The organism is Motilibacter aurantiacus (assembly GCF_011250645.1).
GTDB classification, from domain to species: Bacteria; Actinomycetota; Actinomycetes; order Motilibacterales; family Motilibacteraceae; genus Motilibacter_A; species Motilibacter_A aurantiacus.
The window spans coordinates 28179-48707 of sequence record NZ_JAANNO010000002.1 but is presented as its reverse complement, the minus strand read 5'-3'; the positions used below and the strand labels follow the sequence as shown (position 1 = coordinate 48707).

Annotated in this window: 18 protein-coding genes and 2 pseudogenes; 8 read left to right on the top strand and 12 right to left on the bottom strand. The window is 75.4% G+C overall.

Annotation, left to right across the window (positions count from 1 at the left end; translation table 11 throughout):
- Positions 1-825, top strand: a complete 825-nt coding sequence (locus tag G9H72_RS04245) for a hypothetical protein (RefSeq protein WP_166168008.1) — start codon at positions 1-3, stop codon at positions 823-825.
- Positions 826-828: 3 nt separating this feature from the next.
- On the opposite strand, the gene G9H72_RS04240 is transcribed toward G9H72_RS04245, so the two are convergent.
- The 4 genes from G9H72_RS04240 to G9H72_RS04225 all read right to left on the bottom strand — a co-directional run bounded on the left by G9H72_RS04240 (position 829) and on the right by G9H72_RS04225 (position 4821).
- Positions 829-1299 carry a CYTH domain-containing protein gene (locus G9H72_RS04240; RefSeq protein ID WP_166168005.1) on the bottom strand — a complete coding sequence of 157 codons (471 nt, stop codon included), beginning with the start codon at positions 1297-1299 and terminating at the stop codon, positions 829-831.
- 329 nt (positions 1300-1628) lie between these two features.
- On the bottom strand, positions 1629-1832 hold the full coding sequence (locus tag G9H72_RS04235; protein WP_166168002.1) for a cold-shock protein: 204 nt from the start codon (positions 1830-1832) through the stop codon (positions 1629-1631).
- A 166-nt stretch (positions 1833-1998) separates the two neighbouring features.
- Positions 1999-3117: an NAD(P)-binding domain-containing protein gene (locus G9H72_RS04230; RefSeq protein WP_166167999.1), complete on the bottom strand. Its 1119-nt coding sequence runs from the start codon at positions 3115-3117 to the stop codon at positions 1999-2001.
- 45 nt (positions 3118-3162) lie between these two features.
- Positions 3163-4821 (bottom strand): MFS transporter, encoded by a 1659-nt coding sequence (locus G9H72_RS04225; RefSeq protein ID WP_331271972.1) that lies wholly within the window; start codon positions 4819-4821, stop codon positions 3163-3165.
- A 153-nt stretch (positions 4822-4974) separates the two neighbouring features.
- Here G9H72_RS04225 and G9H72_RS23335 point away from each other — a divergent pair.
- Positions 4975-5871, top strand: a pseudogene (locus G9H72_RS23335) (DUF4192 domain-containing protein); the annotation flags it as partial.
- Positions 5872-5942: 71 nt separating this feature from the next.
- On the opposite strand, the gene G9H72_RS04215 reads toward G9H72_RS23335, so the two are convergent.
- Positions 5943-6773 (bottom strand): aldo/keto reductase, encoded by an 831-nt coding sequence (locus G9H72_RS04215; RefSeq protein ID WP_166167996.1) that lies wholly within the window; start codon positions 6771-6773, stop codon positions 5943-5945.
- Positions 6774-6827: 54 nt separating this feature from the next.
- A complete protein-coding gene (locus G9H72_RS04210) occupies positions 6828-7790 on the bottom strand; it encodes an SDR family NAD(P)-dependent oxidoreductase (RefSeq protein ID WP_331271971.1) in 963 nt (320 codons plus the stop codon).
- Positions 7791-8002: 212 nt separating this feature from the next.
- On the opposite strand from G9H72_RS04210, the gene G9H72_RS04205 reads away from it, so the two are divergent.
- From G9H72_RS04205 to G9H72_RS04190, 4 genes are all read left to right on the top strand, one after another.
- Complete coding sequence (locus G9H72_RS04205; protein ID WP_166167990.1) at positions 8003-8644, top strand: hypothetical protein; 642 nt, start codon at positions 8003-8005, stop codon at positions 8642-8644.
- Between the two features lie 2 nt (positions 8645-8646).
- On the top strand, positions 8647-9117 hold the full coding sequence (locus G9H72_RS04200) for an NUDIX domain-containing protein (RefSeq protein ID WP_166168932.1): 471 nt from the start codon (positions 8647-8649) through the stop codon (positions 9115-9117).
- 33 nt (positions 9118-9150) lie between these two features.
- Complete coding sequence (locus G9H72_RS04195) at positions 9151-9564, top strand: ankyrin repeat domain-containing protein (protein ID WP_166167987.1); 414 nt, start codon at positions 9151-9153, stop codon at positions 9562-9564.
- 77 nt (positions 9565-9641) lie between these two features.
- Complete coding sequence (locus G9H72_RS04190; protein WP_166167984.1) at positions 9642-9845, top strand: DUF5302 domain-containing protein; 204 nt, start codon at positions 9642-9644, stop codon at positions 9843-9845.
- Between the two features lie 23 nt (positions 9846-9868).
- Here G9H72_RS04190 and G9H72_RS04185 read toward each other — a convergent pair whose 3' ends face one another.
- The 3 genes from G9H72_RS04185 to G9H72_RS04175 form a co-directional block, all read right to left on the bottom strand.
- Positions 9869-10393 carry a molybdenum cofactor biosysynthesis protein gene (locus tag G9H72_RS04185; protein WP_166167981.1) on the bottom strand — a complete coding sequence of 175 codons (525 nt, stop codon included), beginning with the start codon at positions 10391-10393 and terminating at the stop codon, positions 9869-9871.
- 7 nt (positions 10394-10400) lie between these two features.
- Positions 10401-11564 carry an RtcB family protein gene (locus G9H72_RS04180; protein ID WP_166167978.1) on the bottom strand — a complete coding sequence of 388 codons (1164 nt, stop codon included), beginning with the start codon at positions 11562-11564 and terminating at the stop codon, positions 10401-10403.
- Positions 11565-11743: 179 nt separating this feature from the next.
- Positions 11744-12829, bottom strand: a complete 1086-nt coding sequence (locus G9H72_RS04175) for a hypothetical protein (protein ID WP_166167975.1) — start codon at positions 12827-12829, stop codon at positions 11744-11746.
- 48 nt (positions 12830-12877) lie between these two features.
- Between G9H72_RS04175 and G9H72_RS04170 the strand changes: the two genes are divergently transcribed.
- Positions 12878-13339, top strand: a complete 462-nt coding sequence (locus tag G9H72_RS04170) for a hypothetical protein (RefSeq protein ID WP_166167972.1) — start codon at positions 12878-12880, stop codon at positions 13337-13339.
- 20 nt (positions 13340-13359) lie between these two features.
- Here G9H72_RS04170 and hrpA read toward each other — a convergent pair whose 3' ends face one another.
- The 3 genes from hrpA to G9H72_RS04155 are packed head-to-tail and all read right to left on the bottom strand — an operon-like array spanning position 13360 to position 19364.
- Positions 13360-17295, bottom strand: a complete 3936-nt coding sequence (gene hrpA, locus G9H72_RS04165) for an ATP-dependent RNA helicase HrpA (RefSeq protein ID WP_166167969.1) — start codon at positions 17293-17295, stop codon at positions 13360-13362.
- A gap of 60 nt (positions 17296-17355) precedes the next feature.
- Entirely contained in the window at positions 17356-18435 is a 1080-nt protein-coding gene (locus G9H72_RS04160; protein ID WP_166167966.1) for a glycosyltransferase, read from the bottom strand.
- An 8-nt stretch (positions 18436-18443) separates the two neighbouring features.
- Entirely contained in the window at positions 18444-19364 is a 921-nt protein-coding gene (locus tag G9H72_RS04155) for a PAC2 family protein (protein ID WP_166167963.1), read from the bottom strand.
- Positions 19365-19833: 469 nt separating this feature from the next.
- Here G9H72_RS04155 and G9H72_RS04150 point away from each other — a divergent pair.
- Positions 19834-20529: pseudogene (locus G9H72_RS04150) on the top strand (hypothetical protein); the annotation flags it as partial.

Genomic DNA, 20529 nt, shown 5'->3' with positions numbered 1-20529 from the left:
ATGGACGGCCTCGACGCGGTGGCGCTGCGCTACCGGGAGCACCTGGACGACCGAGACCTGCTCGCCCTGACGGGCGGTCGCGCCGATCAGGTCCCGGCCCTGCGCAGACAGCCGACCCTCCTCCTGGACCTGCTCGACCGGCGGGCGGTCACCGACCCGATCCTCGACGACCGGCACGCGGACGCCGAGCGCTTCCGCTACGTGTCCCCCTTCCTCGTCTTCGCGGCCGCCGTGCACAGCGTGACCGGCGCGCTCGTGGGCACGGCGTACGTCGCCGACCGCACCGGCCCGCGCTCGCGGGTGCCGGTCTTCGACGGGCCGGCGCTGGCGGCGTTCGCGACCGACCCGCGCCACCGGCTCTTCCTCATCGAGCTGCTGACCTCGTACTCGCGCGTCGCCTCCGGGGTCGCCTACCGGCAGACGGGGCGCGGCGTGCGGCGCCACCGGTGGGACGAGCTGGACCTGCCGCGCCTGGCGGGGGTGCTCGAGGCGCTGCCGGCGCAGCAGCGGGCGGCCGTGTGGCGGCGGCTCGGTGACGGCGCGCTCTTCCTCGCGGGCGTCTTCCCCGAGCACGCCGAGCGTGCGCTGGGGCTGGTGCAGGTGGCCCGGCTGCAGCGCGCGACCGGGCTCCGGCTGCGCGGGTGGGACGGCCCGGTCACGCCGCTGCTCGAGGAGCTCGCGTCCCGGGCCTACGAGCACGACGGCGTGTCCGTGCCCCGGGGCGTCCTCGAGGCACCGGCGGCGGCCCGGCGTGTGCTCACCCTGGTCGCGGACCGGCACCTGTTCCCGACGGCACCCGGCTGGGCCGGGGCGGCCTCCGGCTGACGGTCAGCGCGCGCCTGCCCGGCGTTCGGCGATTCCGAGATCGCTGAACGCCGGGTCAGCGGTGACCTCGCGGCCGCACCAGGACGGCACCCGCAGCACCGTCGTTCCGGGCGGGAAGCGGCCGACTGCGACAGCCAGGCCCTCGTTCTCCAGGTGGTAGACGTCGAGCGACCACTGGTCGTCCAGGTCGTACCTGCTGCGAAAGGCCTTCGCGGGCGCCGCGGCGAAGAGGGCGGCGCCGGCGGCGGGGTCGAGGCGGCCGGAGTAGTGCAGGGACTTCGCGGCCGACTCGGGGCCGCGCACGTCCATCGTCAGCCGGCCGGGCCCGGGGTTGCCCCGGTCGTCGAGCTCGTACGCCCGGCAGAGCACCACCGTCCAGCCGGGCGCGCCGGGCAGGTACGCCGTGTTGAGCAGGGTGGCCCGGCGGCCGGTCAGGTCGGGCACGCTCGGGACCAGGAACCTGCGCTCGCCCACCGGCCGTCCCCTCACCCTGCTCCTGCGTAATCATCTGCTGGGCACAGCATGCCCGGTCCGGCGGCCGGGGTGCGGCAGCGCCGCGGCCCCGGGGCCTGACGCCGGCCGGCGCCGCCCTGCCCCCGGACAGCACAAAGGCCGGCGCCCTGCGCGGGGCTGCCGGCCGTGAGCCTTCGGTCGGGACGAGTGAGGTCAGTCGTCCCAGGGACCGTAGTCGTCGATCATGACGAGTCCTTCCTACTTGCTATCGCTCCGCAGCGTCGCTGCTGCAGAGCATCGGCGCCGGTGGCCGCGGCTTGAGCCTGGCCACCGGCGCCGCATACCCCGATTCAGACGGGGCGAACCTGCTCGGCCTGCGGGCCCTTCTGGCCCTGCGTGACCTCGAACTCCACACGCTGGTTCTCCTCGAGCGTGCGGTAGCCCTGCGTGGTGATCGCCGAGTAGTGGACGAAGACGTCCGGGCCGCCGCCGTCCTGGGCGATGAAGCCGAAGCCCTTCTCGGCGTTGAACCACTTCACGACACCCTGAGCCATGTGGCTCTCCTTTTCTCCGGTTGTAGGCCCGCACGCGGACGCGGCGGGGCTCGGTCGCGACGAGCTGTCGTGTTCGACCAGAGAATCCGGAGAACGTGTGACGCCCGCTGTCAACTTCGCGGCGTCAAGAAACGAGCGTGAAGCACAACTGCAACCACACCAGACACTACGCGGCACCCCCCGAGAGCGTCAACCGGTCGCCCGGCCCGGCGTGGCGCGAAGCGCCCGCGAGCAACGCCACCACTTCCCGTGCGGCCTGCCGTCCGGCCCGGGCGGCGCCGATCGTGCTGGCCGACGGGCCGTACCCGACCAGGTGCAGCCGGGGCTCGCCCACGGGCCGCGTCCCGTCCATCGCGATCCCACCGGCGGGCAGGCGCAGCCGCAGCGGGGCCAGGTGGTCCAGGGCCGCGCGGAAGCCGGTGCACCAGAGGATCACGTCGGCCGGCAGGGAGCGCCCGTCCGCCCAGGCGACTCCCTCGGGGAGGATGCGGTCGAACATCGGCAGCCGCTCGAGCGCCCCGCGCGCCCGGGCCTCGGCGACTGCCGGCGACTCCACCAGACCGGTGACGCTGACGACGCTGGCCGGGGGGCGGCCGGAGCGGACCGCCTGCTCGACCAGGGCCACCGCAGCCCGGCCGGCCTCCTCGTCGAAGGGCGCGTCCCGCCACACCGGGGGCCGCCGCGTCACCCAGGTCGTGCGCGCCACCAGCGACACCTCGGCCAGCAGCTGCACCGCGGACGCCCCGCCGCCGACGACGACCACCCGCCGCCCGGCCAGCTCGTCCGGCCCGCGGTAGTCCGCCGTGTGCAGCTGCCGGCCGCGGAACGTCTCGCGACCGGGGTAGTACGGCCAGAACGGGCGGGTCCAGGTGCCGGTCGCGTTCACGACCGCGCGCGCGGACCAGGATCCGGAGTCGCCGAGCACGTCCAGCCGCTCGTCCCGCCCCTCCTGGACCGCGCGCACCCGGACCGGGCGGTGCACCGGCAGGCCGAACCGCTCTTCGTAGGCGGCGAAGTACGCCGGCAGCGCCTCGGCCGCGACGGCGTCGGGCCCGGGCTGCTCGAACGGAAGGCCCGGCAGGTCCGCGATGCGGTGGACGGTCCGCATGCGCAGCGACTCCCAGCGGTGCTGCCAGGCCCCGCCGGGCGCCGCGTCCGCGTCGAGGACGACGAACCCGCGCTCGGCCGGCACCCCCAGCCGCTGCAGGAAGTACGCCGCGGACAGGCCCGCCTGGCCCGCGCCCACCACGACGACGTCGATCTCGCGGGCCGCTCCCGTGGTCATGGACAGCGCAACGCGGGGGCGGCCTCCCGGCTTCCGGGCGTCGGGTCAGTGCGCGCGCCCGGCCGGGAAGAGGTGGCTCACGACCGGCGGCGGGCTCGAGAGCGCGTTGGCGCGCTCCTCGGCGACCCGGTCCGAGCCGGTCAGCCGCCCCTCGTGCTGGCGCAGGTGCTCGGCCCAGGAGGGGACGACGTACGCCTCGAGGAACCGGCGCGGGTCGGCCCCGTCGCGGTACACCTGCCAGCGGACCGCACCGGTCCGTTGGGTGGCCCGGCGCACGCGCTCCATCGCCTCGAGGAACTCCTCCTCGTCCTGCTCGGCGACGGTGTAGGCCCGGGTGACGAGGACCGGCCCGTCGTCGGGGGCCGGCTCGAAGGCCAGCTCCGGCTCCGGCCAGAACACGGCGGGGCTGCGGTCGAGCCCGCGGGTGTCCCGCAGCGGCCACACCGCGATCGAGGCCGCTCCGACGGCCATCCCCGCCGCCGCGGCCAGGTAGGCGGTGCGCAGCCCGAGGTGGTCGGCGACGAGCCCCCAGCCGAAGGCGCCCACGGCCTGCCCGCCGAAGAGCACGACCTGGTAGACGGCGAGGCCGCGGGCGCGTACCCAGTTGGGCAGGAACAGCTGCAGCGACGCGTTCATCGTCGACAGCACGCCGATCCAGCCCGCCCCCGCCGGCAGCAGCGCCAGCAGGACGAGCGGCAGGACGTCGGCGGCGACCACGACGGCCAGGCCCAGGGCGTAGAGGCACGACGCCACCGCCACCAGGGCGTTGGCCGACAGCCGGGCACGGGCGCGGGGCAGGAGGAACGCCCCGCCCACGGCGCCCACGCCGAGCGCGCCCAGCAGGACGCCGTAGCCGCTCGCCCCGAGGTCCAGGCGGCGGGTGGCGACGAGCGGGAGCAGCGCCCAGACCGCCATGGCCGGGACCACGAACAGCAGCACGCGCAGCAGGAGGCGGCGGACGACGGGCGAGTGGCGCACGTAGCGTCCTCCGGCCCGCAGGGCGAACGCGAAAGGCTCCCGCTCGCGGGGGTCGTCCACCGGCCGCCGCCACGCGAGCAGCACGGCGCCGAAGACCGCGAAGGTGACCGCGTTGAGCGCGAAGACCGCGGCCACGCCGACGTGCGAGATGAGCAGCCCCGCGACAGCCGGCCCCACGGCACGGGCGAGGTTGACGCTGATCGAGCCGAGGGCGGAGGCGGAGGTGATCTGCGAGCGCGGGACGAGCTCGGGGATCAGGGCCTGGTACGCCGGGGCCGTGACGGCTGCGCCCGCCCCCAGCGCGAAGGTGAGGGTCAGGAGCAGGGCGGGGCGCATCTGGCCGGCGGCCGTCAGCGCCGTGAGGATCGCGCCCACCACCACCTGGAAGGCCTGCACGCCCAGCAGCAGCCGCCGCCGATCGAAGGAGTCGGCGAGCACGCCGGCCGGCAGGGCGAGCGCGACGACCGGCAGGGTGGAGGCCGTCTGCACGAGGGCCACCAGCGTCGACGCGTTCGGCTCGTCGACGAGGAGCCACTGTGCCCCCACGGTCTGCATCCAGGTGCCGATGTTGCTGACCAGCACCGCGATCCAGAGCGCGCGGTAGACCGGCACGGCCAGCGGTGCCCACGGGCCTGCTGCCGGCCCGCTGCCGCGACCCGTGCCGCCGGTGCCGCTGGTGCCCGCCTGCAGGGCGCCGGCCTGGCCGACACCGGGAATCGCGTCCACGGGCCTCCTTCTCCCCACCTCGCCCGTTGTCGATCCTGCCCGGCCCGCCGTCACCGGGCCCGCCCTGTCCACAGCCCGTGACCGGGCTCCCGCCAGGTCCACAGATGCGCCGCGGCCGGCCCGGCAGGCGCGGGGGGGCTCCAGGCTTCGGGCATGGAGCAGACCGTCGTCCGCATGACGTCCCCCGCCGACCTCGTCCTCGCCCTCCCGCACCTGCTCGGCTTCCCTCCACAGGAGAGCCTGGTGGTCGGCTGCCTGACCGGGCCGCGTCGACGGCTGGGGCTGGTGATGCGGCTGGACCTGCCGGGCCCGGAGGACGAGCGGGGCGTCGCCGCCGAGGTCGTAGAGAGGGCGCGGAGGCAGGGCGCGGACGACGTGTTCGTCGTCTGCGTCACCGCTCGACGGGGCGGGGAGACGGGCCGGGAGGGACTCGCCTACCGCGGGCTCGTGGACGCCCTGCTCGCCGGCCTCCGCGCCGTCGGGATCGGCGCGACCGAGGTGCTGCTCGCCCGCGGCGGGCGCTGGTGGTCGTACGCGTGCACCGGCCCCTGCTGCCCCGCGGAGGGCAGCGAGCTGCCGCCACTGAGCGCGTCGGCCGCGCTGCACTACGCCGCCGAGTCGGCGCTGCTGGGCAGGGCGCCGCTTCCGGGCCGCGACGCGCTCGCCGCCTCGGTGGAGCCGGGACTGCACGGGGTCCGGGCCGCCGGCCTGCTCCTCGCGTACGCCGCCGCCGACGAGGCGGTCGAGGCCGCGCTGCAGCTCGGCGGGGCCCGGCAGCTGCGCCGCGAGACCCTGCACCTGCTGCAGGAGGCGGCGGCCGCCTACGCCCAGGGCAGCCCCGGGCTCGAGGACGTCACGGCGGCCCGGATCACGCTCGGGCTCGTCGACCGGGTCACCCGCGACCAGGCGCTGACCATGGTGCTCGACGTCCCGTGCCCGGCGCTGACCCTGCTCTGGACCGACCTCGCCCGGCTCACCCCCGACGTGCACGCGGCACCGGTCTGCGCGCTGCTCGCCACGGTGGCCTACGTCTGCGGGGACGGTGCGCTGGCCAACGTCGCCCTCGAGCGCGCGCTGGCCGCCGACCCGGGCTACGAGCTGGCCCGCCTGCCGCCCCGGCCTCAGAACGTGGCGGTGTCGGGGTCGGGGCCGATGCGCCGCCCGGACGCCAGGCCGCTGACCTCCGCCATGTCGGCGTCGGAGAGCTCGAAGTCGAAGACCTCGATGTTGGACCGGATGCGCTCGGGCGTGACCGACTTCGGGATCACGACCGTGCCGCGCTGCACGTGCCAGCGCAGGACGACCTGGGCGGGCGTGCGCCCGACCCGAGTCGCGAGCCCGGTGACGACGGGGTGCTCGAGCAGCCCCTTGCCGGCGCCGATCGGGCTCCAGGCCTGGGTCACGATGCCGTGCTCCTCGTGGAAGGCGCGCAGCTCGTCCTGCGGGAGCTCGGGGTGCAGCTCGACCTGGTTGGCCGCCGGGACCACGTCGGTCTCGTCGAACAGCCGCTGCAGGTGGGCCTGCGTGAAGTTCGAGACGCCGATCGCGCGGACGCGGCCCTCGGAGTAGACCCGCTCGAGCGCCTTCCAGGTCTCCACGTAGAGGCCGCGGTGCGGGCTCGGCCAGTGGATCAGGTAGAGGTCGAGCGTCTCCAGGCCGAGCTTGGCCAGGCTGTCGTCGAAGGCCCGCAGCGTCGAGTCGTAGCCCTGGTCCTCGTTCCACAGCTTGGTGGTGACGAACAGCTCCTCGCGCGGGATGCCGCTGTCGGCCAGGGCGCGGCCGACCCCCTCCTCGTTGCGGTACGCCGCGGCCGTGTCGATCAGCCGGTAGCCGGCCTCCAGCGCGGTGGCCACGGGGGCGACGACCTCGTCCGGCGGGATCTGGAACACGCCGAAGCCCAGCAGCGGGATGTCGACGCCGTTGTTGAGCGAGCGGGTGGGGACGGCGGGCATGTGGCCTCCAGAGTGCGTTGGCTGGCGCGGATCAGACTCGCCCACGGGCGCGGCTCACGTGCGTCCGGGCCCTGCGGCGCCGTCGGGGGACAGGACGTTGCCGGTCGTCGGGCCCACCCGGCCGGGAGCGAGGCCGAGCACGCGCAGCAGCGGCCCGACGAGCGCGTCGTAGACCGGCGGCAGCACGACGAACCCCGCCTGGACGAGCCGGCTGGCCGGCCCGACCACGACCTGCCGGCGCGGGCGGTCCAGGCACGCGAGCACCGCCGCGGCGACCGTCTCCGGCGCGTCGGCCGGCGGCGGCGGCGAGCCGAGCCGGCCGGCATAGGTCCCGGCGCTGCGATAGATGGGGGTGTCGACGCCCGCAGGGGCCACGCTGCACACGCTCACCCCGGGGGCGTCCCGAGTCTCCTGGCGCAGCACCCGGGTGAGCCCACGCACCGCCCACTTGGACGAGACGTACGACCCCATGAGCGGCGCCGTCGCCTTGTCCAGCAGCGAGCCGAGCACGACCAGGACGCCGGACCGCTGCGCCCGCATCACCGGCAGGGCCGCCTGGGCGGCGTGGACCACGCCCAACACGTTGGTCTCGAGCACGGCACGGAACACCTCGGACGGCACGTCCTCGACCCGCCCGTACGCGATCACCCCCGCGGACTGGACCCAGCCGTCGATGCGCCCGAGCGAGGCCACCGCCGACTCGGCGAGCCGCCGCATGTCCTCGGCCGACCGCGCGTCGGCGGGCAGCACGAGCGTGCGCCCGGGCAGCCCTGCGCACTCGGCCGCAACCCGCTCGAGCCCGTCCCGCCCCCGCGCGCTGAGCACGACGGTGTCACCGCGGCCGGCGAGGGCGAGCGCGGTGGCCCGGCCGATGCCGCTGGAGGCCCCCACGACCACGACGACCGACGGCCGGCGGCCCGGATCGCCCGGGTCGCTCCGGTCCCCCTGGCCGCCCGCCGCGCGCAGCGGCCTCCGCGGCGGCAACGTCACCGCGAGCGGGTTGCGCCGAGTCCCCACAGACCGCCTCCTCGAGCCCCGTCCGGCGCTGCCGCTCGGACGCCCGACGACCCTGGCACGCCGGAGCGGGAGGCGCATGCCGAGGCCGCCCCGGTGAGGGCGGCTCTGTCGCCGTGTGGAGGATGTGGTCATCTGGGACGGCGGCGGTCGAAGGGCGACGGGACGGGCCGGGACGAGGGCGCGAGGTCCGCGGCGCGATCGGGGGAGGGCCGGTGCGGACAGGGCGGTCGGGCCGGTTGCGGCTGCGGCCCGGACGCATCCGGGCCCGCGCGCTGCCGGGGGAGGCGCTCGTCGCCGCCGCGCTCCGCCAGGTCACGGCGCTCGGCTACGTGCGCCTCGAGGACCGGCGCTGGCCCGATGCGGTGCCGCTCGGGCCGGGCACCGTCCTCGTCGGCCCGGCGGGGGTGTTCGCCGTGGACGTGCTGCGCCGGCCGCGGGCGCCCCGACGGGGGCCCGAGGCCGTGCTCGACCACCGCTCCGTGCGCCGGCGGCGTGAGCGGGCCGAGCGGGCGGCGGCCGCGATCGCCGGGCTGCTCCACCCCGCGCTCGGGCGCCACGTGCACGCCGTGGTGGCCGTCGTCGGTGTCGGGCCGTTGCCGGCGCGGGCGGTGCCCGCGCACGGTGGCGCGGGGGCCCAGGCCGGGGCGCGGGCCGGTGACGTCGCCGCGCTGGTCTCCTGGCTCGCCGTCCAGCCGCCACGGCTCGCGCCGCATCTCGTCGAGCGCGTCGCCGACACCCTGGCCCGCGCGCTGCCCCCGGCGCCGCCGGTCCAGACCCCCTCGGCCCGGCAGGTGTCCGGGCTCGTCAACCCGCGCCCGCTCGCCGGGCTGCTCGACCGGATCCGAAGGAGCTGAGCCTGCCGAAGCGGAGCGCCGGGCTGTTGCTGTGGCGTCGTCGGGACGACGTCGTGCAGGTGCTGCTCGCCCACCCCGGAGGGCCGCTGTTCGCCCGCAAGGACGACGGGCACTGGAGCGTGCCGAAGGGCGAGTACACCGCCGAGGAGGAGCCGCTGGCCGCCGCCCGCCGCGAGTTCCTCGAGGAGCTGGGCAAGCCCGCGCCGGACGGGGAGCCGGTGCCGCTCGGCGAGGCCCGCCAGTCCAGCGGCAAGGTGAACACTGTCTGGGCACTGCACGGCGACCTCGACGTCGCCGGGGTGCACAGCAACCTCTTCTCGATGGAGTGGCCGCCCCGGTCCGGCCGGCTGCAGGAGTTCCCGGAGATCGACCGCGCCGAGTGGTTCGACCTGGAGGCCGCGCGGCGCAAGATCTTCGCCAGCCAGCTGCCGTTCCTCGACCGGCTCGCCGCACACGTGGCCGAGGTCCCGTGACCGCCGGGCGAGACGGGCTCCTATGGTGAGCGCATGCCCGAGCTGAACGAGGAAGAGCTGGCGTTCGCCGCGCGGATGTTCGACCTCGCGCGCGGCGGCGCGACCGAGCAGCTGTCGGAGTACGTCGATGCGGGGCTGCCGGTCAACCTCACCAACGCCAAGGGCGACACGTTGCTGTTGCTGGCGGCGTACCACAGCCACCCGGGCACCGTCCGTGCCCTGCTCGAGCGCGGCGCCGACCACGCGCGCGTCAACGACAACGGGCAGACCGCGCTCGCGGCGGCGGTCTTCCGCCGGTCCGAGGAGACCGTCCGGGCCCTGCTGGACGCCGGGGCCGACCCAGCCCTGGGGCCTAAGTCGGCACTCGCCATCGCCGAGTTCTTCGACCTGCCGGACATGACGGCGCTGCTCACCGGCCGTGGCCCGCACCCGCGGGCGCCCGGCTGAGGCACCGCACGTGGCGCCCGCTAGCGGGCGAGTGGCACGATCGGGACGTCCGCGAGCCGCAGCACCGGAGGTTGTCAATGGCCGACGAAGCCCCGAACGAGCCCGCCGAGGGTGCCGCCGACACCCCATCGGCCGACGACGACATGCGTGCCCGCTTCCGCGAGGCGCTGGCGCACAAGCAGGGCCACGGCGCTCCCGGCCGCCCCGGTGGCAACCAGCCCCACGTGGGCGGGCACGGCAACGCGAAGGTCCAGCGCCAGTTCCGCCGCAAGTCCGGCTGACCCGGCTGCGCGCGCCGGCCGGCTCATCCGAGCTCGGCCGGCGTGCGCAGCACACCCGGCCCGCGCCGAAGGATGCCGGAGGCCTCCGGCCGGGCGCGCACCCCGCCGCGGCGGCGCAGCGCACGGAAGGCGCCCGGGGCGTGCACCACGTCCATCCAGGCGCACGGGTTCGCCGGGCGCCCGCCCCGGAACAGCACCGGCGGGCCGCCTGCCTCCAGGCTGAACGGCGTGCGGACGAGCGCGTCGACCGGGACGCCGCGGAGCACGACGTTGCGCCGTGCCAGCAGCGGGTCGAGCGCGGGGAGGCCGAGCTCGGCGGCGACCGCCTCGAGCCCCTCGACGGCGATGAGCGTCACCGAGGCGTCCACGTGGGCGGGGCGGCCGAAGTAGCGGTCGCCGCGGATCCCTCTGCCCGCGACGACCTCCACCTCGTCCGCATCTGCCGTCGGCACCAGCGCCGGCCCGTCCGCCGGGCGGCCCTCGTAGGCGTGGCCGGGGGACACGAGCAGGTGCAGGACCTCGACCGAGTAGGAGTACGGCAGCTCCACGCCCGGCTCAGTCGCCCTTGACGTTCACCAGCTGGCGCAGCACGTGGCGTACCTCCACCAGGTCCGCTGCGTCGGCCATGACCTGGTCGATGTCCTTGTACGCCTGCGGTATCTCGTCCAGGAACGCGTCGGTGTCCCGGAACTCGATGCCCTTCATCGCCTCGCGGAGCTGCGTCCGGGTGAACGTGCGGCGCGCCGCCGACCGCGAGTAGACGCGCCCCGCGCCGTGCGGGGAGGAGTTCAGGGAATCGGCGTTCCCCTTTCCCTTCACCACGTAGCTCGCCGTGCCCATCGAGCCGGGGATGAGGCCGGCCTGCCCCCGCCGCGCCTCGATCGCGCCCTTGCGGCTCAGCCACACCTGCTTGCCGAAGTGCTCCTCGAGCTGGGTGAAGTTGTGGTGGCAGTTGATCCGCTCGATCTCCTGCACCGGCTCGCCCATCTCCTTGGCCAGGCAGCCCACGAGCCGGTCCATCATCTCCTCGCGGTTGAGCAGGGCGAAGTGCTGCGCCCAGCGCAGGTCGGTGATGTAGTCGTCGAACGACGGGGTGCCCTCCTCGAGGTAGGCGAGGTCGCGGTCGGGGAGCTTTACGCCCTTGCGGTCCATCTGCGCCCGCGCCGCCCCGATGTGATGCTGCGCGATCCGGTTGCCCACCCCGCGGGAGCCCGAGTGCAGGAAAAGCCAGACGGCGCCGGTCTCGTCGGCCGTCACCTCGATGAAGTGGTTGCCCGAGCCGAGGGTGCCGAGCTGCAGCTCCCAGCGCTTCGCGTACGCGGACGGCTCCTGGGTGATCGGCAGCGCCTGCAGCTCGTCGATGCGGGCGGCGGCCGTGTCGGTCAGCCTGCGGTTGTAGTTGCCGGCCGACAGCGGGATCGCCTGCTCGATCGACGCGCGGAGCGCCCCGAGGGGGCGGCCCGCGAGGTCGTCGCGGGTGAACTGCGTGCGGACGGCGATCATGCCGCAGCCGATGTCCACCCCGACCGCCGCGGGGATGATCGCCCCCAGGGTGGGGATGACCGACCCGACCGTCGCGCCCTTGCCCAGGTGCGCGTCGGGCATCAGCGCCAGGTGCGGGTAGATGAAGGGGAGTTCGCTCGTCCGCTGCGCCTGCTCCATGGTCTGGGGGTCGATCACCGATGCCCAGTTGAGAAGCTTCGTCGTCAGCTGCTGCATTGCACTTCACCCTTTCCGCCCGCTGGCACGCTCGTTGCCGCCGCACACGGTGCCATCGGGAAAAGGGGATGCCCCAGCGGTTTTCCGTGTGCTCCCCGGTCGATGCCCGCTTCCTCCTCGGTGTACCACCGCCGGGGGCGCTCATTCCGCGCTCGGCCGTCCGCGGTACCGGGGGGCGGCTAGGCGGCGAGCAGCGAGCGGACCCGCGCGCCCTCGCCGCCGGCCGCGAGCTCGTACGTCCCGCGCCCCGCCCAGAGCGGGGTGCCAGCCGGCACCGTCGCGTACGCGGCCAGCACCACCGCCTGCGTGCGGGCGTGCTCGACGGGCCAGCCGGCGATCTCGCCCCGGTCGTAGAGCCCGCGCCTGCGGTGCCAGCGGAAGACCAGGGGAAGGGCGAAGGGGGCGCCGTCGCGGTCAGCGGCGCAGCGCTCGTCGACGACCACGAGGTTGGCGGCGGCGTCCAGGGGATAGCGCTCCCAGGGCACGAAGTGCTCGACGCGCGGCCGGCCCAGCGGCCCTGCGCAGGCGAAGCAGCGGCCTGCCTGCAGCTCGCCCAACGGCTCGGCGAGCGGGGCCAGCCGCTCCGGAGCGGCGCCGAAGAGGAAGTCCGACAGCGCCCGGTGGGCATCGACGCCGTTGACCCGGCTCACGTGATCGGCCCAGAGCTGCTCCACCAGGGGGCGCAGCAGCGGCGCGAGCCGCAGCAGGGCGCCCGCGACCCCGGGCAGGAGGACGATGGAGCGGTCGTGCGCGTCCAGGTCGGCCTGGGTGGCGCGCCGGCCGAGCCAGGAGTCGTCGAAGAGGAACGGCGGCGCGCTGCCGCGGGCCAGCCCGGCCGGCGTCTGCAGGTCGGTCAGCGGCTGTTGGGCCAGCGTCAGTGCGATGCGCCGACGCGCGGCGCCGTAGCGAGCGGGAAGCCTGACCGCGGCCTGGTGCGCGGTCCCGCTGTCGGCGGACCGGGCGTCCGCGGCCAGGGTGGCGACCTCCTCGAGCACGGCCAGGCGCGCGCCCACCGCCCGGCCCTGGGCGAGCACGCGGCCCCCGTACGGCCGGGCCTGCCGCCAGTAGAGCTCCACCACCCGGTCGGCCAGCCCGTCGACCGGCACCGGCAGGGCGGGGCCGGGCCCGGGCTGCCCGGCCTCGGTCACCACGTCGAGCAGGGCGAGGCCGCACGCCAGCCGCAGGGTGCCGTCCCGGCGGCCGTCCGACAGCAGCGCGGCCAGCCGTCGGCCGACCGCGATCTCGTCCGGCAGCGGCGGGGACACGGGTCAAGCGTGCCAGCACCGGCGGCGTCGCCCTGATGGACTGGGCCGATGCGTGTCGCGGAGCTCCTCGTCGTCATCGCCCACCTGCTGCTCGCCGCCGGCTGGCTCGGCGCGATGGCCTACAGCCTGGCCGTCGTGCAGCCACGGCTGGTGGCCTTCCACGGCGGCCCGGCCGAGGCCGAGGAGGCGGCGACGTACGTCGCGGCGGGCGCGCGCTGGAAGGTCGTGTCGCTGCTCGTCGCCCTCGGCACGACCGGGGCCGGGCTGGTGCTGCTCGAGCGGGACGGCCGGAGCGGCGCGTGGTGGGCCCTGGTGGCGGTCAAGGCCACGCTGCTGCTCGTCGCCGCGGGCGTGTTCGTCCGGGTCTCGTGGCGGATGTGGCCGCGGCGGCTCTTCGCGACGCCGGACGAGGTGCCTCGGCACCGGGCGGACTTCACCCGTGCCGGAGCCGCGCTGATCGGGCTCACTGGCACCGCCACCGTGCTCGGCGTGGCGCTGCGCTACGTCTGAGCGGGCACGACGCGGCCCCGTCAGCCCGCCAGCGCGTCCAGCGCCCGGTAGACCCGCTTCTCCGACACCGGGTACGCCGTCCGCATGGTCTGCGCGAAGTAGCTGATCCGCAGTTCCTCGATCATCCAGCGCACGTCGCGCAGCTCCTCGGGGACCGGGCGGCCGTCCGGGACGGCGGCGAGCGCCGCGGCGTACTCGGCCTGGACCTGCTCGAGCTTGGCCAACTGCAGCCGGTCGCGGCCTGGGTCCTGCGGGAGCTTGTCCAGCCGGCGTCCCAGCGCCTGCAGGTAGCGGGTGACGTCCGGCAGCCGCCGACGCCCGGTCTGCGTGACGAACCCGGGATGCACCAGCCCGTCGAGCTGGGAGCGCATGTCGGCGAGCGAGGCCGCCAGCGTCGCGCTGGTCAGGCCGTCGAGCCGCTTGCGCAGCGCGGCCGCCGCGGCGAGGGCCCGCTCCACCTCGCCGAGCACCTCCATGACGACCGGGAAGAGGCCCGCCCGTACGGCGTCCCGCAGCTTCTCGAACCCGGCCTCGTCCCACACGGGCCCGCCGTGCTCGGCCATGAGCGAGTCGACGGCGCACGCGATGCAGTCGTCGAGCAGCGCCGCGACGCTGCCGTGCGGGTTGGCGCTGAGCGTCAGCTTCGACGCGTTCGACAGCCCGCGCACGACGTTGCGCACGGGAGACGGGATCGTCAGCAGCAGCATCCGGCGGGTGCCGGCCCACATCGCGGCGGCCTGCTCCGTCTGGTTGCCGAGCAGCCGGACGGCCACGCTGTCGCCCTCGTCCACGAGGGCCGGGAAGGCCTTGACCCGGTGGCCGCCGCGCTGCTGCTGCTCGAAGACCTGCGGCAGGGCGCCCACCTCCCAGCCGACGAGCCCGGACCGCTCGACCTTCGGCGCGGCCTCGGAGATGGCCTGCCGCATCCGGCCGCCCAGCCGGAGCTTGAGCGCCTCGAGGTCCTTGCCCTCGGCGACCTTGCGCTTGCGCTCGTCCTCGACCCGGAAGGTGACCTTCAGGTGCTCGGGGACGCGTTCCGGGTCGAAGGCGCCGGGGTCGACGATCACGCCGGTCATCAGCCGCAGCCTGCGGGCGAGCGCGTCCACGAGCGGGACGTCCTGCACGGGCAGGTCCTGCAGCGCCTCCTTCGCGTAGTTCGGCGCCGGCACGAAGCTGGTGCGGACCTGCTTGGGAAGCGCCCGGATCAGCGCGGTGACCAGGTCCTCGCGCAGCCCGGGGATCTGCCAGTCGAACCCGGCGGGGGAGACCCGGTTGAGCACGGGCAGCGGCACGTGGACGGTGACGCCGTCGGCCTCGGTGCCGGGCTCGAACTGGTAGGTCAACGGCAGCACGAGGTCGCCCTGCCGCCACACGTCGGGGTAGTCCGCCTCGGCGATGCCGCTCGCCGACTCGTTGACCAGCATCGACTTCTCGAAGCTGAGCAGGTCCGGCTCGGTGCGGCGGGCCTTCTTCCACCAGCTGTCGAAGTGGGCGCCGGACACGACGTCGGCCGGGATGCGCTTGTCGTAGAAGTCGAAGAGGGTCTCGTCGTCGACGAGGATGTCGCGGCGGCGCGCGCGGTTCTCCAGCTCCTCGACGTCCTCGAGCAGCCGCCGGTTCTCCTCGAAGAACGCGTGGTGCGTGCGCCAGTCGCCCTCGACCAGCGCGTTGCGGATGAAGAGGTCACGCGCCACGGGCGGGTCGATGCGCCCGTAGTTGACCTTCCGCCCGGCCACGAGCGGGACGCCGTAGAGCGTGACCTTCTCGTACGCCAGGACGGCGGCGCGGTCCTTCTCCCAGTGCGGCTCGCTGTAGGTGCGCTTGACCAGGTGCTGGGCGAGCTTCTCCGCCCACTCGGGCTCGATCCGCGCGTTGACGCGGGCCCAGAGCCGGGTCGTCTCGACCAGCTCGGCCGACATCACCCACCGCGGGGGCTTCTTGAACAGCCCGGACCCGGGGAAGACGGCGAACGTGGCGCCGCGGGCACCGAGGTACTCGTGCTTGTCGGTGTCCTTGAGGCCGATGTGCGACAGCAGGCCGGCGAGCAGCGCGGTGTGCACGTGCGTGGGGTCGGCGTCCGCGGTGTTCGCCGAGAGGCCCAGCGCCTTGGCGACCTGGCGCAGCTGGGTGTGCACGTCCTGCCACTCGCGGACCCGCAGGTAGTTGAGGAACTCGTTCTTGCAGAGCCGGCGGAACGCGCTGGAGGAGAGCGCCTTCTGCTGCTCCTGCAGGTAGTTCCAGAGATTGACGTACGCCAGGAAGTCCGAGGTCGGGTCGGTGAACCGCGCGTGCTTCTCCGCCGCGGCCTGCTGCTTGTCGACGGGCCGCTCGCGCGGGTCCTGGATCGACAGCGCGGCGGCGATGACGAGCACCTCGCGCACACAGCCGTTGTCGCCGGCCTCGAGCACCATGCGGCCCAGGCGCGGGTCGACCGGCAGCTGGGCCAGCCGGCGGCCGACCTCGGTGAGCCGCTTCTTCGGGTCCTTCTCGTCCGGGTCGATGGCGCCGAGCTCCTGCAGCAGCAGCACGCCGTCCTTGATGTTGCGCGGGTCCGGTGGGTCGACGAACGGGAACGCCGCGATGTCACCCAGCCCGAGCGCCGTCATCTGCAGGATGACCGACGCAAGGCTCGTGCGAAGGATCTCCGGGTCGGTGAACTCCGGCCGGGACAGGAAGTCCTCTTCGGAGTAGAGCCGGATGCAGATCCCTTCGGACACACGGCCGCAGCGGCCCTTGCGCTGGTTGGCCGACGCCTGGGAGACCGGCTCGATCGGCAGGCGCTGCACCTTCGTGCGGAAGCTGTAGCGCGAGACGCGCGCCGTGCCGGGGTCCACGACGTACTTGATGCCGGGGACGGTGAGCGAGGTCTCGGCGACGTTGGTCGCGAGCACGATGCGGCGGCCGGGGTGTGAGGAGAAGACGCGGTGCTGCTCCGCGGCGGAGAGCCGGGCGTACAGCGGAAGGATCTCGGTGTCGCGCAGGTCGGCCTTGGCGAGCGCGTCGGCGGTGTCGCGGATCTCCCGCTCGCCGCTGAGGAAGACCAGGATGTCGCCCGGCCCCTCCGCGCACAGCTCCTCCACGGCCTCCGAGATCGCCGTGACCTGGTCGCGCGGCTCGGCCTGGGCGGCGTCGCCGTCCTCGTCGTCGCCCCCGGCCGCGCCGTCGACGAGCGGTCGGTAGCGCACCTCCACCGGGTAGGTGCGGCCGGACACCTCGATGATCGGGGCGTCGCCGAAGTGCCGCGAGAAGCGCTCGACCTCGATCGTGGCGGAGGTGATGATGAGCTTGAGGTCCGGTCGGCGCGCGAGCAGCTGCTTGAGGTAGCCGAGCAGGAAGTCGATGTTGAGGCTGCGCTCGTGCGCCTCGTCCAGGATGAGCGTGTCGTACTCGTTGAGGAACCGGTCGCCCTGGATCTCGGCGAGCAGGATGCCGTCGGTCATCACCTTGACGAAGGTGTCGTCGCCGACGGAGTCGTTGAAGCGGACCTTGTAGCCCACCGCGCCGCCGAGCTCGGAGCCCAGCTCCTCCGCGACCCGCTCGGCCACGGACCGGGCCGCAAGCCGGCGCGGCTGGGTGTGGCCGATCCGGCCACGGACGCCCCGCCCCAGCTCGAGGCAGATCTTCGGCAGCTGCGTGGTCTTGCCGGACCCGGTCTCGCCGGCGACGACGACCACCTGGGCGTCGCGCACCGCCTCGAGGATGTCGTCCTTGCGCCGGCTGACCGGCAGCTCCTCCGGGTAGCGGATCGTCGGCAGGCTCTCCCGCCGCGCGGTGAGCCGCGCCTCGGCCCGCTCGAGGTCGGCGGTGATCTCGTCGACCACCGTGCTCCGGGCGGCCTCGTCGCGGATGCGGCGCGCGCCCGAGATCCGCCGCGCGAGGCGGCGCTCGTCGCGCAGCGTCACCCCGGACAGGCGCTCCTGCAGCTCGGCCAGCCGGCCGGTGACGCTCGTTCCCATACCGCCTCCCAGCCTAGGCGGCGCGCGCGGCGGCCCGCGCCCGGGATTTGCGCGCTTCGCTCAGGGCTTGGGCCGGGGCACCCGCAGCCGGGGGGCCCGGGGCCGGGCCAGCACCTCGCGCCAGATCTCGGCGTACGCCGCGGCCATCGCGTCGGCGGTGAGCCCGGCGAGCGCCCGCGCGCGCCCCGCCTTGCCCAGCGCGTCGCGCAGCCCGGGGTCGTCGCGCACCCGGACGAGCGCCGCCGCCAGCGCGTCCACGTCGTCGCGGGGCACCACGAGGCCTGTCCGGCCGTCGAGCACGGCCTCGGGAACGCCGCCCACGCTCGTCGCCACGACCGGGAGCCCGGCGAGCATCGCCTCCACGATCGACAGGGGGAACCCCTCGGCCCGGCTGGGCAGGCAGAACACGTCGAACCGGGCCAGCGCCTCGCGCGACCGCTCCGACCAGCCCGGGAGCCGCACCCGTCCGGTCAGCCCGAGCTCGGCGGCCAGCGCCTCCAGCCGCTCCCGCTCATTGCCCTCCCCGACCACCTCGACCTCGATGCCCTCGACCCGCGCAGCGGCGCGCAGCAGCACGTCGTACGCCTTCTGCCCGTCGAGCCGGCCGAGGCTGCCGACGACCAGGCGCTCACGCGGGGACCGGGCCGGCAGCTCGACGTCGGGCACCCCGTTGGGGACCGACCGCACGCTGCCGCGCCCGAGGGCGTAGAAGTCCTCGACCCGGCGGGCGCTGGACTCGCCGACGGCCACGTGGGCGTCGAGCCGGGCCAGCAGGGCACGGGTGCGGGCCCACTCGGGCAGCGCGGTGGTGCGCAGGGGCAACTGCTGCACGGCGACGGCTCGCAGGCCGGGGGTCGCGTACGCGGCGGCGAGGGCACCCGCGCCCGCCCACGGCACGCTGAGGTTGGCGTGGAGCACGTCGGGGCGTACCCGGCGCAGCAGCTGGAGGGAGGAGCCCGCCCCCGGGCGCACGACGTGCGCGGGTGTGCCGGGGCGGCGGGCCGCGACCCACTCGACCACCTCGGCCCCCGGCCCCGCCACCGCGAGGTCGAGGCCGTCCGGGGCCGCGGCGAGCAGGTTGCCCAGGCTGATCTCGGCGCCGCCGCGGCCGAGGCCGTCGGTGTAGAGCAGGACGCGCACGCCGCGGCTCAGGCGTCCGGCCGGTCGCGGCGCGCCTGCTCGGCGAGGAACCGCTCCAGCTCGGCGCCCAGCTCGTCCCCGGTCGGCAGGTCCGCCGCGTCGGCGGCCAGCGGGGTCTCGCCCTGCCGGGCCGCGAGGAAGGCGTCGTACTGCTGCTCCAGCCGCGACACCACGGCGCTCACCTCGGTCGAGCCCTGCACCTCGGCGTCGATGCGCGTGCGGACCTCGCCCGCCGCCTGCTCCAGCGCGTCGGCGGGCAGCGTCAGCCCGGCGAGGTCCTGCAGCGCTGCCACCAGGCGGACCGCCGCGGGCGGGTACTCGGCCTGGGCGAGGTACTGCGGCACGTGCACGGCGAACCCGGCCGTGTCGAGCCCGGACTGGGCCAGCCGGAACTCCAGCACGTGGCCGATGCTGCCGGGCACGGTCACGTCCTCGAACCAGGCCGGGTACGCCGCGACCAGCTCGCGGCGCGACGCGTGCGCCGTGACGCCGACCGGGCGCGTGTGCGGGACACCCATGGGGATGGAGTCCAGCCCGACGACCATCCGGACCCGCAGACGCTCGACGACGAGCGAGATCGCGGCCACGAACCGCTCCCACTGGGAGTCCGGCTCGGGCCCGGCCAGCAGGAGGTACGGCGCGCCTGCGGCGTCGGTGAGGACCTGCAGGTCCAGCGTGGGGATCTCGCAGGACGCCCAGTGGTCACGGGCGAACGTCATGACGGGGCGGCGTGCGCGGTAGTCCAGCAGCTGGTCGACGTCGAAGGTCGCGACGGTACGGGGCGAGCCCACGGCGCGCAGGTGCTCCCGGGTCAGCCGGACCCCCGCGCCGGCGTCGAGGAAGCCGTCGAGCGCGCACACCAGGACCAAGCCCTCGGGCAGCTCGTCCGCCACCGGGGTCAGCTCGAAGAGCTCCTGCGGGTCCAGCACGTGCGTGCGCCTCCTCGGTGCCGGCTCGCCGGGGTGGCCCCGGCGGCGAGCCGGGCGCCTCGACGGCCCCTCCTGTGTCCACCCCGGCCCTGCTGGGCCGGGCGGCCGCTCGGCTGCCCGGGCGCCCGGGCCGGTGCCGGTCGCCGGCACGCGCGCGCGGCCAGGGACACCGTCCCACACCACCCGCGCACGGCTCCCGGCTCCCGCCACCCGCGCAACGCCCGGGCTGCGCACGCAGCCCATGGCGTCAAGCCCCGGGGGCGCCGACGGATTCCCGCGCAGGTCCGCCGCCCGAGCCGGCGCGTCGGGCCGGGGCCGGGGACGTGGGCGGGACGCCCGGAATGGGTGACGAGCCCGTTCTGTGAGGACGAGTCCGACCGATTCCTGGCGCTACCCCGAGGACAAGACGCTAGATTTGCGGACGCGAGCCGCCGGCTCGTCAGCGCGGCGACCCCGAAAAGGTGACGGCGTGGCCTTACATCGCGACAGTGCAGCCAGCGCTGTGCCGTCGCGCGCCGTCGCCGCCGCCCGTTCCGTGCTGACCCGCTCTGGCTCGCTGACCGGCTCTGGCTCGCTCACCGGCACGGCAGGCATGGCCTGCACATCGCCGGGCGCCGACCCCGGCCGCCGCCTCGTCCATGCTGTGGCCCGGCTGGCGCTGCTCGTGGTGGCCGTCGGCGCCGCCTGGCTGGTGGCAGCCGGGCCCGCGGTCGCCGAGACGTCCGTGGCCCACCTCTCGGCCCAGGCGTCGAGCGCCGAGGCCTCGGAGAGCGTCGGCGAGGCGTCCGGGAGCTCGGCCGAGGCCGGAGACTCCGGGAGCAAAGGGTCGAGCTCGTCCGGCGGGTCGGCGGCCGAGGGCTCCGGCGAGGACCTCGACCCCGGGCAGCTGCCCTCCGGGTCGGGCGCCGGCACGCCGTCGTCGGCCCCGACTCCCGCGCCACCGCCGGCGACGCCCAAGCCGACCGCCAAGCCCTCGGCCCCACCGACCCAGCCGTCCACGGAGCGCCCCGACCCGGCGCCCAGCGCCACGGCACCCGCGTCCGGAGGCACGGGTGGCTCGACGGGTGGAGGCCCGGGCGGCCCCGTCGCCGACCCGAAGCCCGAGCCCGACCCCACGCCGACGAAGACCCCGGCGCCGGGGAGCGGGGGAGCAGGGGCCACGGAC

Bases quoted from the DNA above. Each gene is read 5' to 3' on its own strand.
- G9H72_RS04245 (WP_166168008.1), top strand. From the start codon at position 1: ATGGACGGCCTCGACGCGGTGGCGCTGCGCTACCGGGAGCACCTGGAC.
- G9H72_RS04235 (WP_166168002.1), bottom strand. From the start codon at position 1,832: ATGGCTCAGGGTGTCGTGAAGTGGTTCAACGCCGAGAAGGGCTTCGGC.
- G9H72_RS04230 (WP_166167999.1), bottom strand. From the start codon at position 3,117: ATGACCACGGGAGCGGCCCGCGAGATCGACGTCGTCGTGGTGGGCGCG.
- G9H72_RS04215 (WP_166167996.1), bottom strand. From the start codon at position 6,773: ATGCCCGCCGTCCCCACCCGCTCGCTCAACAACGGCGTCGACATCCCG.
- G9H72_RS04195 (WP_166167987.1), top strand. From the start codon at position 9,151: ATGCCCGAGCTGAACGAGGAAGAGCTGGCGTTCGCCGCGCGGATGTTC.
- G9H72_RS04190 (WP_166167984.1), top strand. From the start codon at position 9,642: ATGGCCGACGAAGCCCCGAACGAGCCCGCCGAGGGTGCCGCCGACACC.
- G9H72_RS04180 (WP_166167978.1), bottom strand. From the start codon at position 11,564: ATGCAGCAGCTGACGACGAAGCTTCTCAACTGGGCATCGGTGATCGAC.
- G9H72_RS04170 (WP_166167972.1), top strand. From the start codon at position 12,878: ATGCGTGTCGCGGAGCTCCTCGTCGTCATCGCCCACCTGCTGCTCGCC.
- hrpA (WP_166167969.1), bottom strand. From the start codon at position 17,295: ATGGGAACGAGCGTCACCGGCCGGCTGGCCGAGCTGCAGGAGCGCCTG.